General features: G+C 73.6%; 15 protein-coding genes, 1 tRNA gene and 1 pseudogene. 8 read left to right on the forward strand and 9 right to left on the reverse strand.

The window, feature by feature from the left end:
• From nadC to ET495_RS14745, 4 genes and pseudogenes are all read right to left on the reverse strand, one after another.
• The gene (nadC, locus tag ET495_RS14730) at positions 1-888 is read right to left on the reverse strand and encodes a carboxylating nicotinate-nucleotide diphosphorylase (RefSeq protein ID WP_162616503.1); all 888 of its coding nucleotides are present in this window, start codon (positions 886-888) and stop codon (positions 1-3) included.
• Positions 885-2600 carry an L-aspartate oxidase gene (nadB, locus tag ET495_RS14735; RefSeq protein WP_129205406.1) on the reverse strand — a complete coding sequence of 572 codons (1716 nt, stop codon included), beginning with the start codon at positions 2598-2600 and terminating at the stop codon, positions 885-887. The genes nadC and nadB overlap by 4 nt, the downstream gene beginning before the upstream one ends.
• Positions 2600-3883: a quinolinate synthase NadA gene (gene nadA / locus ET495_RS14740; protein ID WP_129205407.1), complete on the reverse strand. Its 1284-nt coding sequence runs from the start codon at positions 3881-3883 to the stop codon at positions 2600-2602. The genes nadB and nadA overlap by 1 nt, the downstream gene beginning before the upstream one ends.
• Positions 3880-4622, reverse strand: a pseudogene (locus ET495_RS14745) (NUDIX hydrolase). The gene nadA and the pseudogene ET495_RS14745 overlap by 4 nt, the downstream one beginning before the upstream one ends.
• 124 nt (positions 4623-4746) lie before the next feature.
• On the opposite strand from ET495_RS14745, the gene ET495_RS14750 reads away from it, so the two are divergent.
• On the forward strand, positions 4747-5802 hold the full coding sequence (locus ET495_RS14750; RefSeq protein WP_129205408.1) for a Gfo/Idh/MocA family protein: 1056 nt from the start codon (positions 4747-4749) through the stop codon (positions 5800-5802).
• A gap of 13 nt (positions 5803-5815) precedes the next feature.
• Here the strand turns inward: ET495_RS14750 and ET495_RS14755 are convergent, their stop codons facing one another.
• Positions 5816-6214, reverse strand: coding sequence for a pyridoxamine 5'-phosphate oxidase family protein (locus ET495_RS14755; protein WP_129205409.1), 399 nt, complete (start codon positions 6212-6214; stop codon positions 5816-5818).
• Between the two features lie 168 nt (positions 6215-6382).
• Between ET495_RS14755 and tmk the strand changes: the two genes are divergently transcribed.
• From tmk to ET495_RS14780, 5 genes are all read left to right on the forward strand, one after another.
• On the forward strand, positions 6383-7030 hold the full coding sequence (gene tmk, locus ET495_RS14760) for a dTMP kinase (protein WP_129205410.1): 648 nt from the start codon (positions 6383-6385) through the stop codon (positions 7028-7030).
• Positions 7027-8172 (forward strand): DNA polymerase III subunit delta', encoded by a 1146-nt coding sequence (locus tag ET495_RS14765; protein WP_129205411.1) that lies wholly within the window; start codon positions 7027-7029, stop codon positions 8170-8172. Before tmk ends, ET495_RS14765 begins: the two co-directional genes overlap by 4 nt.
• Before the next feature lie 570 nt (positions 8173-8742).
• Positions 8743-9786, forward strand: a complete 1044-nt coding sequence (locus ET495_RS14770; RefSeq protein ID WP_245993117.1) for an alpha/beta hydrolase — start codon at positions 8743-8745, stop codon at positions 9784-9786.
• A 73-nt stretch (positions 9787-9859) separates the two neighbouring features.
• Positions 9860-9932 (forward strand) — tRNA-Thr (locus ET495_RS14775).
• Positions 9933-10617: 685 nt separating this feature from the next.
• Positions 10618-11532, forward strand: a complete 915-nt coding sequence (locus ET495_RS14780) for a hypothetical protein (protein WP_129205412.1) — start codon at positions 10618-10620, stop codon at positions 11530-11532.
• Positions 11533-11566: 34 nt separating this feature from the next.
• Here ET495_RS14780 and ET495_RS14785 read toward each other — a convergent pair whose 3' ends face one another.
• Positions 11567-11878: a hypothetical protein gene (locus ET495_RS14785; RefSeq protein ID WP_129205413.1), complete on the reverse strand. Its 312-nt coding sequence runs from the start codon at positions 11876-11878 to the stop codon at positions 11567-11569.
• Between the two features lie 96 nt (positions 11879-11974).
• Here ET495_RS14785 and def point away from each other — a divergent pair, with 96 nt between their 5' ends.
• Complete coding sequence (def, locus tag ET495_RS14790; RefSeq protein ID WP_129205414.1) at positions 11975-12661, forward strand: peptide deformylase; 687 nt, start codon at positions 11975-11977, stop codon at positions 12659-12661.
• A gap of 2 nt (positions 12662-12663) precedes the next feature.
• Here the strand turns inward: def and ET495_RS14795 are convergent, their stop codons facing one another.
• From ET495_RS14795 to ET495_RS18955, 3 genes are all read right to left on the reverse strand, one after another.
• Positions 12664-13254, reverse strand: a complete 591-nt coding sequence (locus tag ET495_RS14795) for an alpha/beta hydrolase family protein (protein ID WP_129205415.1) — start codon at positions 13252-13254, stop codon at positions 12664-12666.
• Positions 13230-14096: a universal stress protein gene (locus ET495_RS14800; protein ID WP_129205416.1), complete on the reverse strand. Its 867-nt coding sequence runs from the start codon at positions 14094-14096 to the stop codon at positions 13230-13232. Before ET495_RS14800 ends, ET495_RS14795 begins: the two co-directional genes overlap by 25 nt.
• Before the next feature lie 113 nt (positions 14097-14209).
• Positions 14210-14362: a hypothetical protein gene (locus ET495_RS18955; protein WP_245993119.1), complete on the reverse strand. Its 153-nt coding sequence runs from the start codon at positions 14360-14362 to the stop codon at positions 14210-14212.
• A gap of 632 nt (positions 14363-14994) precedes the next feature.
• Between ET495_RS18955 and ET495_RS14810 the strand changes: the two genes are divergently transcribed.
• Positions 14995-17556 carry an ATP-dependent Clp protease ATP-binding subunit gene (locus ET495_RS14810; protein WP_129205417.1) on the forward strand — a complete coding sequence of 854 codons (2562 nt, stop codon included), beginning with the start codon at positions 14995-14997 and terminating at the stop codon, positions 17554-17556.
• Positions 17557-17570 lie beyond the last annotated feature (14 nt).

Below are 17570 nucleotides of genomic sequence, written 5' to 3' on the forward strand. Positions count from 1 at the left end.
TCAGCCGGCGGCGGCCGCGACGCGCAGCGCCGCCGTCACGTCCATGTCGAGGCCCAGGTCGAGCGACCGCACCCCGTGGGTCAGGGCGCCGACCGAGATGACGTCGACCCCGGTCTCGGCCACCCCGCGGATCGTGTCGAGCGTGATGCCGCCCGACGCCTCGACGATCGCCCGGCCCGCGACGATCCCGATGCCGGTGCGCAGGTCGTCGTTCGAGAAGTTGTCGAGCATGATCGTGGTGACCCCGGCCGCCACGACCTCCTCGACCTGGTCGAGGCGGTCGACCTCGACCTCGATGGTGGTGGCGTGCGGCAGCGCAGCGCGTGCGGCGCGGATCGCGTCGCCCACCGAGACGCCCTGCGCGGCGAGCACCGCGAGGTGGTTGTCCTTGGCGAGCACCGCGTCCGAGAGCGAGAAGCGGTGGTTGTGCCCGCCGCCGTCGCGCACCGCTGCCCGCTCCAGGACGCGCAGCCCCGGCGTCGTCTTGCGGGTGTCGACGACGCGGGCGCCCGTCCCGGCGACGGCCTCGACGTAGCGGGCGGTCGCCGTCGCGATGCCGGACAGGCGCTGGACGAGGTTGAGGCCGATGCGCTCGGCACGCAGCACCGCACGGGCGTCACCCTCGACGACGGCGAGCACGTCGCCCGCCGCGAAGCGCTCTCCGTCGGCGGCTCGCTGCTCGACGACGGCGTCCGGGTCGAGCAGCGTGAACGCTCGGGCGAACACGTCCAGCCCGGACAGGACGCCCGGCTCGCGGGCCACGAGCGCGGCCCGCGCGCGGGCGCCGGAGGGCAGGAACACCTCGCTCGTCAGGTCGCCCCACGGGGCGTCCTCGGCGAGCGCGCGCACCAGGATGTCGTCGACCGCGGCGGCGGGGGTCAGGCTCATGCGAGGACTCCGGTCGCGGGGGCGGTGGCGGGCACCAGGGCGGCTGTGGGCAGACGCCAGGCGCGGGAGGCGGCCTGGGCGTCGTCGGGCGCGGGGAAGTCGGAGCGGGCGTGCCCGCCGCGCGACTCGGTGCGTGCGAGCGCGGCCGTGACGAGGGCGCGGCCCAGCTCGAACAGGTTGCGGTCCTCCAGTGCGCCGAACGCGTCGGCGCGCGGCGGGCGCACGGCCCCGTCGATCACGTCGGCGGCGTGCCGCAGCCCGTCGGCGCCGCGCACCAGGCCGGCGTGCTCCCACAGGAGCGACTGGAGCCCGGCGCGGTCGAGCACGGCCGGGGCGGCGGCGTGCGGCGCGCCCCGGTGCGGCGGCAGCACCCGGTGCGCGATGCGGCCGGGCCGCCCGGGGTCGGCGGCAGGGCGTGCGGCCGGGTGCACGGTCGCGGTGTGGCCCGGTGTGGGCAGCACGTGCGCCCCGACCGCCGTCGTCGGCCACGCCTCGTCCTCGATCGCCGCCGCGGCCCGCCACCCGAACACGAGCGCTTCGAGCAGCGAGTTCGACGCGAGCCGGTTGGCCCCGTGGACGCCCGTGCACGCGGCCTCGCCGACCGCGAAGAGACCGGGCAGCGACGTGCGCCCCGACAGGTCGGTGCGGATGCCGCCCATCCAGTAGTGCGCGGCGGGGGTCACGGGCACCGGCTCGGTGCCCCAGTCGAACCCGTGCGCCTGGAGGGTCGCGGTGATGCCGGGGAACCGCTGCGCGAGCCGCTCGCCGCCCAGCGCGGTGGCGTCGAGCAGCACGGGCGTGCCGCCCTGGGCGGCCATGGCCGCGGCGATCCCGCGGGCGACGACGTCGCGCGGGGCGAGCTCGGCGTCGGGGTGGACGTCGAGCATGAAGCGGCGGCCGGTGGCGTCGCGCAGCACCGCCCCCTCGCCGCGCACGGCCTCGGAGATGAGCGGTGTTCCCGGCACGGCGAGCGCCGTGGGGTGGAACTGGTAGAACTCCAGGTCGGCGACGGCGGCCCCGGCGCGCAGGGCGGCGGCGACGCCGTCACCCGTGGTGACCTCGGGGTTGGTGGTGTGCCGGAAGAGCTGCCCGGCGCCGCCGGTCGCGAGCACGACGGCGTCGGCGCGCAGGATCGAGGAGGACCCGTCGGCGTGCACGACGTCGACGCCGACGACGCGGCGCCCGGCCCCGGCGTGCGGGGCGGCCGCGTCGCACGGCGCGGGCTCGACGACCAGGTCGCGCAGCATCGTGCGCTCGTGCACCTCGAGCGGCACCGTGCGGACGGCGTCGATGAGGGCGATCTCGATCGACAGGCCGGTGGCGTCGCCGTGCGAGTGCAGCACGCGCGCCGCCGAGTGTGCGGCCTCGCGTCCGCGGGCGAGGTCGCTGCCGGGCCCGGCGACACGGTCGAGGTCGAGGCCGAGGGCGAGCAGGTCGCGCACGCGTTCGGGCCCCTCGGCGCACAGCAGCCGCACCGCGTCGGCGTCGCACAGCCCGGCGCCCGCGACGAGGGTGTCGGCGACGTGGGCGTCGATCGTGTCGCCGTCGGGGCCGCCCTCGGCCATGACCGCGGCGACGCCGCCCTGGGCGTAGCGCGTGTTGGACTCGGGCAGGTCGGCCTTGGTCACGAGGGCGACGTCGTGCCCGCGGGTGGCCGCGCGGAAAGCGGTGAGCAGCCCGGCAGCGCCGGAGCCGACGACGACGACACGCATCAGCGGGCCTCCGATCCGGTGGTGGCGGGCTTGGGCTTGGCCGCGAGCATCCGTTCGAGGGCCACGCGGGCGTCGGCGGCGACGTCGTCGGGCACGGTGACCTGGTTGACGACGCGCCCGGCCACGAGCTCCTCGAGCACCCAGGCGAGGTAGCCGGGGTGGATGCGGTACATGGTCGAGCAGGGGCAGACGACGGGGTCGAGGCAGAAGATCGTGTGCTGGGGGAACTCGGCGGCGAGCCGGTTGACCATGTTGATCTCGGTGCCGATGGCGAACGTCGTCGGCTCGGTCGCGGCGGCCACGGCCTTGCGGATGTGGTCGGTGGACCCGGCCTCGTCGGCCGCGTCGACCACGGCCATGGCGCACTCGGGGTGCACGATGACCCGCACGCCGGGGTGCTCGGCGCGGGCCTGCTCGATCTGGCCGACGGTGAAGCGCTTGTGGACGGAGCAGAACCCGTGCCACAGGATGACGCGCGCGTCGCGCAGGTCCTCGGCGCTGGAGCCGCCCAGCGTGAGGCGCGGGTTCCACAGGGGCATCCGGTCGAGCGGCACGCCGAGCTTCTTGGCGGTGTTGCGCCCCAGGTGCTGGTCGGGGAAGAACAGCACGCGCTGCCCGCGCTCGAACGCCCACTCCAGCACGGTCTCGGCGTTGGACGACGTGCACACGATGCCGCCGTGGCGGCCGCAGAACGCCTTGAGGTCGGCGGCCGAGTTCATGTACGTCACGGGGATGACGGGCGCGCGCCCGTCGGCGTCGGGCTCGTCGCCGTAGAGCGCGGTGAGCTGGGCCCACGCGTCCTCGACGGCGTCGATGTCGGCCATGTCCGCCATCGAGCAGCCGGCCGCGAGGTTGGGCAGGATCACGGTCTGGCCGGGCTTGGCCAGCACGTCGGCCGTCTCGGCCATGAAGTGCACGCCGCAGAAGACGATGGCCTCGGCGTCGGGCACGGTCTGGGCGGCGTTGGCGAGCTGGAACGAGTCGCCCAGGAAGTCGGCGTGCTGCACGATCTCGTCGCGCTGGTAGAAGTGGCCGAGCACGACGGCGCGCGGGCCGAGCGCGGCACGCGCGGCGGCGATCCGGTCGCTCAGCTCGTCGTCGCCGGCCTCGCGGTACTGCGCGGGCAGCGCGCCCTGGCGGGGCGAGGACGCGGGGGCGGTGTCGTCGAGGGAGGCGCCGGGGCCGTAGCCGGGCACGGTGTCGAAGTCCCACGGCCCCTGTGCGAGGCCGGAGTCACAGGTCGCGCTGGGCGCGGCCTGCACGAGGAGGTCCACGGAGGTCATTGCCGTTCTCCAGGTGAGGGGAAGGGAGCGTCGTCGCCCAGGGGACCGTTGTCCACGAGGGTCGCCGACGTGTCGAAGCGGTACAGCCGTGGTGGCCGGTGCCTGCCACCGGTCACGCGCTCCCCGGTGGCGACGATGACGCCGGAGGCCTCCACCTGGCGGCGGAAGTTTGCGGGGTCGAGCTCGCGGTCCAGCACGGCCTCGTGGACCTGCCGGAGCTCGCTGAGCGTGAAGGTCTCGCCCAGGAACCCCTGGGCGATGGCCGAGTACTCGACCTTGGTGCGCAGCCGCCACAGCGCGTACTCGACGACGCGGTCGTGGTCGAACGCCAGGTGCGGGTCGCCCTCGGCCAGGGAGTCGGCGACGAACCACCGCACGTTCGCGGTGTCGCGGGCGGGGCCCTTGCCCGAGGGCGGGCGCTCGCCGATCTCCTCGGGGCGCACCAGCGCCCAGTAGACGACGCTGACGACCCGTCCGCCGGGTGACCGGCCGGGGTCGCCGAACGTGTAGAGCTGCTCCAGGTAGGAGGGGCGCACCCCCGTCGTCTCGACGAGCGTGCGGCCTGCGGAGGCCGCGAGGGACTCCGTGACGGTGACCCAGCCTCCGGGCAGCGCCCACTGGCCCTCGTAGGGCTCGCGGGTGCGCCGCACCAGGGGATCGACAGCACCGGGCGGTGCGTGGTGGGGTGCGGGCGGAGCGCGAAGATGACCGTGGAGACGGCGAGGCCGATGTCGTGCACGCACACCCCCGAAGGTCGCGGTCCGTGGTCTGACCTGAGTAAAAGTCGGTATGACTAGAACGGATGCTACACCTTCGGGTCAGGGTGACTGCAAGTGTGTCCAGCGGGCGGTACGTTGCCGAACATGGCCCAGCCCCACGCGTATGCCGCCCGCCTCACCGCCGCCGACCTCGACGGCACCGTGCCCGACCTGCTCTCCGCCCCCGCGATCCGCTGGGGCATCCTCGGCGCCGGAACGATCGCGGCATCGTTCAGCGACGGCGTCCGCGAGCGCACGCGCGCGTCCGTCGTGGCCGTCGGCTCACGGTCTGCCGCCAAGGCCCAGGAGTTCGCCGCCGCGCACGCCCCGGGCGCACGCGCGCACGGCTCCTACGAGGCGCTCGTCGCCGACCCCGGCGTCGACGTCGTGTACGTGGCCACCCCGCACTCCCACCACCTGGAGCACGCGCTGCTCGCCGTGCGGGCCGGCAAGCACGTGCTCGTCGAGAAGCCCCTGGCGCGCTCGGCGGCCGAGTCGCGGGTGCTGCTCGACGCCGCCCGCGAGGCGGGCGTGTTCCTCATGGAGGCCATGTGGACGCGGTTCCTGCCGCACGTCGCCGCGCTGCGCGGCGCGATCGCGCGCGGCGAGATCGGCACGGTCGTCACCATTGAGGCCGAGTTCGACGTGTTCTTCCCCTACGACCCGGCGCACCGGATCTTCGCGCCCGGGCTGGCGGGCGGCGCCCTGCTCGACCTGGGCATCTACCCGGTCGCGTTCGCGCACGACCTGCTCGGGGCGCCGTCGTCGGTCACCGTGCGCGGGACGCGCGCGCCCACCGGGGTCGACGACCACGTCGCCCTCGTCCTGGAATGGGACGGCGGGCAGCACGCCGTGCTGCACACGTCGTCGCGCGCCGCGGGCCCGCACGCCGCGACCGTCGTCGGCACGCGCGGGCGGGTCGAGGTCCCGCGCGAGTTCTTCATGCCGGCGGACCTCGTGGTGACCCGTGCCGACGGCACGAGCTGGGACTTCACCTCGCCGCGCGGCGAGGGCAAGGCCTACGAGGCCGCCGAGGTCGCGCGCCTGGTCGCCGCGGGCGTCACGGCGTCGCCCCGCCACCCCTGGCAGGACACGATCGAGGTGATGGCGATCCTCGACGAGGCTCGCCGTCAGCTCGGCGTGGTCTACCCGGGGGAGTGACGACGGCGCTGGCTCAGCGCGTGAAGCGGCGTCCCGACACCTCGGTGGGCGTGATGCGCAGCCACACGGGCTTGTGCGTGTCGAGGTAGGTCAGCAGCCCGGTCGCCTCGGCGTCCGTGATGTCGTCGTCGTGCTCCAGGATCTCGGCGGTGCCCTTGAGCACGACGCTGTAGGCGAGGTCCGTGCCGATCTCGTCGACCTCGAACGCGATGCGGCCGTTGACGGCGATCTCGGCGAGCTTGGAGCCCGGCGCGGTCCGGACGAAGATGCGGCGCTTGGTCGCGGCGTAGTTCACGGGGAAGATCTCGACGTCACCGGCGACGGCCGTGGCGAGGCGTCCGATCTTCTGGAGGCCCAGCACCTCCCACGACTGCTCGTCAGTGAGTGGGGTGGCGGTCGAACGGTCCGTCATGTCGTCCTCCAAGCTGATCAGTGGCGTACACCCCAGTGTGGACCGACCACACCGGTCCGGGCGAGCCTACCTGGGCGCCGTAGGACGTGACGTGGGCCACTGCGGCCCCGTGGCGGGCTGCGTCGGCGCTCGTGGTCGCTGTCGGAGCCCGCGGTTAGGGTGAGCGGCGTGAGCACACCCGGGTACTTCGTGTCGTTCGAGGGCGGCGACGGCGGCGGCAAGACGACGCAGGCGCGCCTCCTGGGCGACTGGCTGGGCACGCTCACCGGGCGCGAGGTCGTGGTGACGCGCGAACCGGGCGGCACCGCGCTCGGCGCCGAGCTGCGGCAGGTGATCCTGCACGGGCAGGACATGGACCCGCGCACCGAGGCGCTGCTGTACGCCGCCGACCGCGCCCACCACGTCGCGTCGCTCGTGCGGCCCGCCCTGGAGCGTGGCGCCGTCGTCGTCACCGACCGGTACCTGGACTCGTCGGTCGCCTACCAGGCGGGCGGGCGCGAGCTGGGGGAGGCCGAGGTCGAACGGCTGTCGCTGTGGGCCGTGCAAGGCCTGCTCCCGGACCTGACGATCCTGCTCGACGTCGACCCCGCGACGTCGGCGGCCCGCATGACGGGCGACCCCGACCGCCTGGAGCGTGCGGGCGACGACTTCCACCGGCGCACGCGTGAGGCCTACCTGAGCCGCGCGGGAACGGACCCGGCCCGCTGGGTCGTGGTCGACGCCGCGGGAACCGTCGACCAGGTCCACGCGCAGGTGCGCGCGGCCGTCGCCCCCCGGCTGCCGCAGGCACGGTCCGGCGCGGCAGACGGCCGATGAGCGTCTGGGACGACGTCGTCGGGCAGCCCGCCGCCGTCGAGGTGCTGCAGCGGGCGGTCTGCGACCCGCGCTCGATGACGCACGCGTGGCTGCTCACCGGCCCGCCCGGCTCGGGCCGGTCGGTCGCGGCACGCGCGTTCGCCGCGGCGCTCCAGTGCCCCGACGGCGGGTGCGGCGCATGCCACCAGTGCACGACGACGCTGGCCGGCACCCACCCCGACCTGACCGTCGTCGCCACCGACCAGGTCACCATCCGCATCGACGAGGTGCGCTCGCTCATCGGCACCGCGGCACGCACGCCGTCGGCCGGCCGGTTCCGCGTCATCGTCGTCGAGGACGCCGACCGCATGCTCGAACGCACCACCAACGTGCTGCTCAAGGCCATCGAGGAACCGCCGCCGCACACGGTGTGGGTGCTGTGCGCCCCCAGCCCGCAGGACGTGCTGCCCACCATCCGCTCGCGCGCCCGCGCCGTGGCGCTGCGCGTGCCCCCGCCCGAGGCGGTCGCCGAGCTGCTGGTGCGGCGCGACGGCGCCGACCCCGCCGTGGCGCTGGCTGCCGCGCGTGCCGCGCAGTCGCACGTGGGACTCGCCCGCCGTCTCGCCCGCGACCCCGAGGCGCGGCGGCGGCGCTCGGCCGTGCTCGCCGTCGCCCGCCGCATCCGCGGGGTCGGCGACGCCGTGCTCGCCGCCGGCGAGCTCGTCGACGTCGCCAAGGCCGAGGCGACGGCGTCGACCGCGGAACGCGACGGGGTCGAGCGTGCCGCGCTGCTGCGCACGCTGGGAGCAGCCGACGGCGAGACGCTGCCGCCGCGGCTGCGCAGCCAGGTCAAGCAGCTCGAGGACGACCAGAAGCGCCGGGCCACGCGCCGCCAGCGGGACGTGCTCGACCGCTCGATGGTCGACTTGCTGTCGCTGTACCGCGACGTGCTGGTGCTCCAGATCGGCGCCGACGTCGAGCTCGTCAACGGCGCCGACCCCGCCGACCTCGCCGTCGTGCAGGCGCTCGCCGCCGACTCGACGCCCGAGCAGACCGTGCGGCGCATGGACGCCATCGGCCAGGCGCGCGAGCGGCTCGACGGGAACGTCGCGCCGCTGCTGGCGCTCGAAGCCATGGCCGTCGCGCTCCGACCGCAGGGCTGAGCAGGCGAGTTCTCACCAACCGTTCACACGGCACGGCGCGTGCTGCCGGTAAGTTGGCCGGGTGAGCCTGACGTCCGCCCCCGCGCGAACCCTCGTCTCCGCCCTCTCGATCGTCGCCCTGGCATTGCTGGCAGGCTGCGGGGGGTCGGACAACCACAGACAGGGAGCGACGCCGCCGCCGCCATCGGTGAGCGTTCCGCAGGCCGACGCGACCGCCGGAGCCCCTGAGGGCTACGAGAGCTACTACGGCCAGTCCGTGACCTGGACGAGCTGCGACGACGGGTTCGAGTGCGCGCGCATCGACGCCCCGCTGTCGTGGCATGACGCCAGCGCCGGCTCGATCGAGCTCGCTCTCACCCGGCACCCGGCGACAGGCACCAAGCAAGGCTCGGTGCTGGTCAACCCCGGCGGGCCCGGCGAGTCCGGCACCGGCTGGATCAAGGACGGGTGGTCAAGCTTCGGCGAACGGCTCCGCGACGCCTACGACGTCGTCGCGTTCGACCCGCGGGGGTCCAGGGGTCCACCCCCGTCGTCTGCTTCGACGACGCCCGCAAGGACGCCTCGCTCTCCATGGACTTCGACGACGACGACGCCGGGCTGGCCGCGATGGCCGCCGAGTACTCCGCCTGGGCCAAGGCCTGCGGCGAGAACACCGGCGCGCTGCTCGGCAACGTCGACACGCAGTCGGCTGCCCGCGACATGGACCTCATCCGCGCCGTCGTCGGCGAGAAGAAGCTCGACTACCTCGGCTTCTCCTACGGGACCCAGCTCGGCGCGACCTATGCGGGACTGTTCCCCGACCGGGTCGGCAACATGGTGCTCGACGGCGCCGTCGACCCCAACCTCACGGCCGACGAAGCCTCGGAGCAGCAGGCGGGCGGGTTCGAGCTGGCGCTGCGCAACTACGTCAAGGACTGCCAGGGCGGCGCGAACTGCCCGCTCAAGGGCGACGTCGAGCAAGGCCTGCGGCAGGTGCGCGACGTGCTCGACCGCGCGCTCACCGACCCGTACCCGACGCAGAGCAACCGGCGCGTCACGCAGACCCTGACGTTCTACGGCATCGCCGTGGCGCTGTACGACCAGCGTTCGTGGCCGTACCTCACCCAGGCCCTCGACGAGGTGATCACCCAGGGCACGGGCGACGCGCTGCTGTTTCTCGCCGACTTCTACAACGCCCGGCAGCCGGACGGCACCTTCGAGGGCAACAGCGCCGAGGGCTTCCGCGCGGTCGGCTGCCTCGACGGGCGCGGCACCACCGACATGGCCCAGATGCGCGCCGACGCGGCGGCGCTCGAGCAGGCCGCCCCCACGGTCGGCCGCTTCTTCGCCTACTCGGGGCTGGTCTGCGCCGACTGGCCGTACCCCGTCGTCGACCAGGAGTTCGACCTGCACGCCGCCGGCGCGCCACCCATCGTCGTCATCGGCACCACGAACGACCCCGCGACGCCCTACGCGTGGGCGCAGTCGCTCGCCAAGACGCTCGACTCCGGGCTGCTCGTCACCTACGAGGGCGAGGGCCACACGGCGTACGGGCGCTCGAACCAGTGCATCGTCGACGCGGTCGACGGGTTCCTGGTCGACGGGGACGTGCCGAAGGACGGGCTGCACTGCTGATCGGTTTTGGCTCGGGGGCGCTCGTCGGGTACTGTAGGCGCGCTCGCCGATCCGTCCGGAGACGGTGCAGCACGCCGCCCTAGCTCAGTCGGCAGAGCGATTCACTCGTAATGAATAGGTCAAGGGTTCGATTCCCTTGGGCGGCTCCGAAAGCAGAAGGCCCGGAATCCGTTGAGATTCCGGGCCTTCTGCATGCCTGGACGAGGGTCCGCGAGCGCTGCCGCCGGGGCGCCTGAGGCGCCGCAGGGGGCCATTAGGTGGGCCATTGCTCGGCGGCCTCCATTCAGCCCTCGACCCGCCACGCATGTCGCCGCCCACCGCGCGAACGTCGACACCGCCGGACATGGGAGGCGCCGCTCGCTCCGGGCGAGTCTCGCAAGACCGCGAAACAGGGCCTCGGGTTCGCCGCCGAGGGCGCATCGCGCTGGGGGGGTATCGCGTTCCCGTTCGTGACTGCTGCGGGCACTAGCTTTGATGGGTTGTCAGGGACCTGTTGCGTCCCGCCGGACCCGATGTGGAAGCAGGGTGCGGTCTTCAGCGATGGCGCGACGCTGACGGGAGACGTCTGCGTTTCCGTGCCTGCGGACCAGGTTGACGGTGGGCTCTGGCGCGTCGCCGACGTGGAAGACGCCTCGGTGTGGCTCTCAACGTCCTGACCGGCCGCAACGCACAGCCCCGGCCATCGCGGCCGCCGATCCGCCCTTGCGCCCCTCGCCCCGCATCGCGCGCGCTCGCGCGATCTCGCGTCGCCCCCTCGGAGCACCCCTCTCCCTTGTGCTGATCTCCCGCGCCCGGCCTAACCTCGACTCGGGCGCACGACGGGAGCGGCACATGACGGCGAGCGGGGCCAGACGCTGGGCGGGCGACCTGCGCGCGGCCCTGCGCCGTGAGGCCGCGACGATCCGTGCCCGCGACCCCGAGGTCGACGCGAGCGACATCGGCGCGTTCGCGACCCCGCTGGTGGTGCGTCTGGTTCTGTTCGCCCTGGTGGGGCTCGTGCCGCTGCTCGGTATCCGCATGGCTGACGACGTCGACGCGACGGTGTTCGGGCCGCTGCTCGCCTCGGCGGCGCTCGCGGCGATCAGTGCGACGGCGGTGGCCTGGCTGCTCGCGATCATGCTCGCGGGGCTGACGGTGCTGGTCGTCTACCGGGAGGCTCCGCGCCGGGCGTCGCGCAGCGTGAGCCGCGCCGCGCGCGAGTCGTTCGAGCGCATCTCGACCTTCACCTCGACCTTGACGCTGGTCTCGCTCATCGCCGGGCTCGTCGGGCTGTCGTTCGGCCTGCCGACCCGGCGTGCGAGCGACCTGGAGACGTCGGTGCTGGAGGATCTGCTCGCGGCCCAGCTCGGGGTGCTGCTCGTGGTGCTCGCCGTCGGGTTCGTCGTCGAGGCGCAGCGTGCCGCTGCCGACGTGCTCGACGCCGAGTCGCGCATCTTCGCGTGGCCGTTCGCGCTGGCGCTGACGGTCGTGGCGCTGTTCGTGGCGACGTCGCTGGGCCCGTTCGAGCCGACGTCGCTCATCGCCAAGCTCCTGACCGAGTGGCTGCCCGCCGACGTCGGGGGCGTGCCGCGTGCGCAGGCGGTGCGCGAGGCCGTGCCGTCGTCCCTGCGCGCGTGGGTGGTGACCGCGATCGTGCCGGTCGCCGTCGTCGTGTGGGTGCTCACCACGCGCACGCTGGGCGTGCTGCCGCGGCTGCGCGCCGACGTCGCCGCCGCGGGTGCGGCGCAGCGGGCCCGGGCCGCGTAGGCGTTCTGCCGGGACGTGTCCGCGCCGGGACCCGTCAGGGCGACGACGACGACGCCGCGAGCGCGCGCGACTCGAGCCGCCAGCCGCGCAGCGCCCCCACGCATGCCGCCGCGTCGAGCGCGACGGCGACCGCGGCGACGGACTTGATCGCCACGATCGTCGCTGCCAGTGCGGGGTGTGTTCCGGCGAGGGGGAACAGCGTCACCGCCGACCAGGCGAACGCGCCGAGCATCACGACGAGTGCGCCGCCCGCCACCGCGGTCACCGTCCGGTAGAAGTCGAGGCGCTCGCGGTGGCCCGCCGCGGTGGCGGCCCGTGAACCCTCGTAGAAGGAGGCCAGGATCATGTGTCCACTTCAGCCGATGTCGCGCGCCCCGGCGCGAGGGTGGCCGAGATCGGGCCCTTGACGCGTCTCGCGGGGCACCGGCCTTACCCTCGGTGCATGCCCCGCAGATTCGGCCGCCGTCGCCCCACGACGTACCTCCTGGGGGAGCCTGTCGGCGAGTACCCCGCGTACGCCCCTGAGTCGCAGCGGGGGCGTGTGCTGCGCATCACGGAGATCGGTGAGCCGGTGCTGCACGCTCCCGCGCGGGCGGTGACCGAGTTCTCGACGCCCGAGCTCGCGCGGCTGATCGACGACATGTTCGCGACCATGGACGTCGCCGAGGGTGTCGGGCTCGCCGCACCGCAGGTCGGCGTCGACCTGCGCGTGTTCGTCTACGACCTGACCGACGACCGCGGTGACCGCCACGTGGGCGCCGTCGTCAACCCGGTGCTCGAGGTCGGCCTCGACGCCGAGCCGCAGACGGAGGACGAAGGCTGCCTGTCGGTCCCGGGCGCGTACGTGCCGCTGGCTCGCCCGGGTGAGGCGTCGATCCGCGGCGTCGATCAGCACGGCGCGCCCGTCCAGCTCGACGCCACCGGGTATCTGGCCCGCTGCTTCATCCACGAGGCGCAGCACCTCGACGGTCTCCTGTACTGGGACCACCTGACGTCGGCGCAGCAGGCCGACGCGTTGCGTCAGCGCGACGAGAAGCGTGCCGAGGTGCTCGCGAACCGCCGCGAGATCGCGATCGAGCTGGAGAAGACCCCGGCGGAGTACCCGGCGAGTCCCGCGGGCGGCCGGTAGCCCTACCGCGCCGCAACCCAGGCGGCGACGGCGTCCGCGACCTCGGCGTCGCGCCCGCGCACGTCGTGGGCACCGGGAAGCGTGACCAGCGTGACCGGCCCGGGGATCGCGGCGGCGTGCTCGGCCAGCTCGTCGGGGGAGCCGAACGGGTCGCGGTCGCCCGAGACGAACAGGACGGGCACCCGCAGGTCGGGGAAGTGCGTGACGCGCAGGTTCTCGGGCCTGCCCGGCTGGTGCAGCGGGTAGCTGAGCAGCACCAGTCCCGCGGCGGGGAGGCCCGCGGCCACCGTCATCGAGCACATGCGCCCGCCGTAGGACCGGCCGCCGAGCAGCAGGTCCTCGGTGCCGACGCCCAGATCGTCGGCGAACCGCTGCGCCTCGGCGCGCAGGTGCGCGACGGCGACGGGCGGCCGGTCGGGCATGCGCCGGCCCGCCAGCCGGTACGGGAAGTCGAGCCGGCGGACCGGCAGCGGGGCCAGCGCGGCCTCGACCGCGACGAGCGCAGGGTGGTCGCGGCTCGCGCCTGCCCCGGGTGTCAGCAGCAGTCCTGCGGCGGAGCCCACGGTGCTCAGCGCACCACCGTCACGGGGCACGCCGCGTACTCCAGCACCTGCCGGCTCACCGAGCCCAGCAGCAGCCGGTCGAACCCGCCCAGGCCCCGCGCGCCGACGACGACGCGCCCGGCCGCCGTCGACGCCTCGATGAGGGCCGCGGCGGGCGACTTGTGGACGAGGTTGCGGACGAGCTGTTCGGGCGGAAGCGTGATCCCGGCGGCCTCGATCGCCTCGTCGAGCCGGTCGGCCGCGAAGCTCTCGTACTCGTCGAGCGGCGGGGCCCACCCCCACGACCCGGGCAGCGGCGCGAGCGTGGTGATCTGCCACGCGAACACCGCCTCGAGCACGCCGCCGGTTCGTGCGGCGACCTCGGCGCCGTGCTGGAGCGCCAGCATCGACGACCCGGAGGTGTCGACGCCGACGACGACGCGCGTGCCGTCGGCCTCGTCGTCGTCGGTCGGTCCTGCGCCGTCGGCGCGGACCACCGTGACCGGCACCTCGGCACGCTCGACCACCTCGGAGGACACCGACCCGAGCACGAGGCGGCCGAGCCGGCCGCGGCGTCGTCGGCCGAGAACCAGCAGGTCCACGTCCTGCGCCGCCGCCAGGAGCGCTTCGGGCGGGTCGCCCTCGGCGACCTGCGCGGCGGCCTCGACGTCGGCCAGGCCGGTGCGCCGCACGGCGGTGTCGAGCAGCGTGAGCAGGTCCTCGCGTTGCCGTTCGAGCAGGTCCTGGTACTCGTGCGGCTGCACGCCGCGTGGCCCCGTCCATGCCATGACGGCCGTGAGCGGCACCGCGCGAGACGCCGCTTCGGCCAGGGCCCAGTCGAGGGCGACGTCCGCCTCGGGCGAACCGCTCACACCGACCACGACACCGTGCATCGCCAGGTCCTCCTGTCGTCGCTCGGCGCCCGCGCGGGCGCCCTGCGGGCAGCATAGGGGCGCGGCCCGCGCCGCAGCAGGGGGAGGCGGCAGCGAGTCGCGCACAGTTCCGGTCAGGCGCCGTCCGCCTGGTGCAGCAGGCTGCGCACGGGCCGCATGACGACGTCGACGGCGTCGACGAGGTCCTGCGGCCCGGCGACGACGACGGCGCGCGCCCGGTGCGAGGCCAGGACGGCGGTGACCCGCGGGCGGTCACGCGCCAGCACGGGACGTCGGCGCCGTCCATGGTGAAGGTGCCGGTCACGAGGGGCACCTCGCCGACCGCGGCGATGACGGCACGCATCGCGCTCTTGTAGTCGTCGTACTGGTCCGCGAAGTCAGGCTGGTGCAGGTCGGCGTGCAGCGGTGCGGCGAGCGCCCCCGACGCCGCCGCGCGCACGACGTCGTCGGCGAGGTCGACGGGGCAGAGGCCGCGCATTGTCTCGACCTCGACCGTCTCGCCCGCGAAGGAGCGGTAGACGCGCATGAACCGGGCCGACGTCGGGTCGGCGGGGCCGTCGTCGCCGGTGACGTTCTCCTCCTCGAGGTCGAGCCCCCAGGTCAGCGGGTCGTCGATCTCCGCGACGACGCCCGGGAAGCGCGCGAAGCGTGCGACGAGTCGTTCCCACGACGTCTCCATGGCTTTCCTCCGTCCGGGGTGCTGCGTCGGACGACGCCCTGGACCGAGCGTGCAACGCGTACCGGCGGCTGTCCATCGGGCGCGCCGCGCGCTCGGGCCGTCGTGCCGCGGCACGGCCCCAGGCCCGTGATCACGCCGCTGGCGAACAAAGGCAGAACTCGGGGGATCGGCTCGTTGGGAGCGAATAGAGTCGTTGCACGCCCGCGTGAGGAGCAGCCCATGTTCGAACGTTTTACCGACCGTGCCCGTCGGGTGGTCGTCCTCGCCCAGGAAGAGGCGCGGATGCTCAACCACAACTACATCGGCACCGAGCACATCCTGCTCGGCCTCATCCACGAGGGTGAGGGCGTTGCCGCGAAGGCGCTCGAGTCGCTCAGCATCTCGCTCGACGGCGTGCGCACACAGGTGACGGAGATCATCGGCGAGGGCCAGCAGGCCCCGAGCGGGCACATCCCGTTCACGCCGCGCGCCAAGAAGGTGCTGGAGCTCTCGCTGCGCGAGGCGCTGCAGCTCGGTCACAACTACATCGGCACCGAGCACATCCTGCTCGGCCTCATCCGCGAGGGCGAGGGTGTCGCCGCCCAGGTGCTCACCAAGATGGGTGCCGACCTCAACAAGGTGCGCCAGCAGGTCATCCAGCTCCTGTCGGGCTACCAGGGCAAGGAGCCGGTCGCTGCCGGCGGCCCCCAGGAGGGCCAGCCCTCGGGCTCGGCGGTGCTCGACCAGTTCGGCCGCAACCTCACCCAGGCCGCCCGCGAGGGCAAGCTCGACCCGGTCATCGGCCGTGGCAAGGAGATCGAGCGCGTCATGCAGGTGCTGTCGCGCCGCACCAAGAACAACCCGGTGCTGATCGGCGAGCCCGGCGTCGGCAAGACGGCCGTCGTCGAGGGCCTGGCGCAGGACATCGTGCGCGGCGACGTGCCCGAGACGCTCAAGGACAAGCAGCTCTACACGCTCGACCTGGGCGCCCTCGTGGCCGGCTCGCGCTACCGCGGTGACTTCGAGGAGCGCCTGAAGAAGGTGCTCAAGGAGATCCGCACGCGCGGCGACATCATCCTGTTCATCGACGAGATCCACACGCTCGTCGGTGCGGGTGCCGCCGAGGGCGCGATCGACGCCGCGTCGATCCTCAAGCCCATGCTGGCCCGTGGCGAGCTGCAGACCATCGGCGCGACCACGCTCGACGAGTACCGCAAGTACGTCGAGAAGGACCCGGCGCTGGAGCGCCGCTTCCAGCCGATCCAGGTGGCCGAGCCGTCGCTGCAGCACGCCATCGAGATCCTCAAGGGTCTGCGCGACCGGTACGAGGCGCACCACCGCGTGTCCATCACGGACGGTGCCCTCGTCACGGCGGCGACCCTGGCGGACCGGTACATCAACGACCGGTTCCTGCCCGACAAGGCGATCGACCTGATCGACGAGGCGGGCGCGCGCCTGCGCATCCGCCGCATGACGGCCCCGCCCGAGCTCAAGGTGCTGGACGAGGAGATCGCCGAGGCGCGGCGCGAGAAGGAGTCCGCGATCGACGAGCAGGACTTCGAGAAGGCCGCCGGGCTGCGCGACAAGGAGAAGCAGCTCACCGCGAAGCGTGCCGACCGTGAGCGCGCATGGCGCTCGGGCGACCTCGACACGGTCGCCACGGTCGACGAGGAGCTGGTCGCCGAGGTGCTCGCGATGTCGACGGGCATTCCCGTCGTCAAGCTCACCGAGGAGGAGTCGAGCCGCCTGCTGCACATGGAGCAGGAGCTGCACAAGCGCGTCGTCGGCCAGGAGGCCGCGATCAAGGCGCTGTCGCAGGCCATCCGCCGCACGCGGGCCGGCCTCAAGGACCCGAAGCGTCCCGGTGGCTCGTTCATCTTCGCCGGCCCCACGGGCGTCGGGAAGACGGAGCTGGCCAAGGCGCTGGCGGAGTTCCTGTTCGGCGACGAGGACGCGCTCATCCAGCTCGACATGTCGGAGTTCAGCGAGAAGCACACGGTCTCGCGGCTCTTCGGCTCGCCCCCCGGCTACGTCGGCTACGACGAGGGTGGCCAGCTCACCGAGAAGGTGCGGCGTCGTCCGTTCTCCGTGGTCCTGTTCGACGAGGTGGAGAAGGCGCACGCCGACATCTTCAACTCGCTGCTGCAGGTGCTCGAGGACGGCCGCCTGACCGACTCGCAGGGCCGCGTGGTGGACTTCAAGAACACCGTGATCATCATGACCACCAACCTCGGCACGCGGGACATCGCCAAGGGCGTCCAGACCGGCTTCCAGGCCGGCGGCGACCTGGTGACCTCCTACGAGCGCATGAAGGCCAAGGTCAACGAGGAGCTCAAGCAGCACTTCCGCCCCGAGTTCCTCAACCGCGTCGACGACGTGGTGGTGTTCCCGCAGCTCACCCAGAAGGAGATCGTCGAGATCGTCGACCTCGAGATCGCCAAGCTGGACCGCCGCCTGCGCGACAAGGACATGGCGATCGAGCTGACGCCCGCCGCCAAGAACCTGCTCGCGGAGAAGGGCTACGACCCGGTGCTCGGCGCCCGTCCGCTCAAGCGGGCCATCCAGCGGGAGATCGAGGACACGCTGTCCGAGAAGATCCTGTTCGGTGACCTCAAGGCGGGCGAGAAGGTCGTGATCGACAGCCAGGGCGAGGGCATCCTCGGGGAGTTCACGTTCCGCGGCGAGCCGAAGCCGGCCGAGCGTGAGCCCGTGACCGTCGGGGCGCCGTCGGGAACCGATGTCGCCCGTTCGGGCAGCAGCGACCTGCCGCCGACGGGGGAACTGTCCGCCTCCGCCGAGTGAAATCCGCCGACGGC

This window comes from Xylanimonas allomyrinae, assembly GCF_004135345.1.
Lineage (GTDB): Bacteria > Actinomycetota > Actinomycetes > Actinomycetales > Cellulomonadaceae > Xylanimonas > Xylanimonas allomyrinae.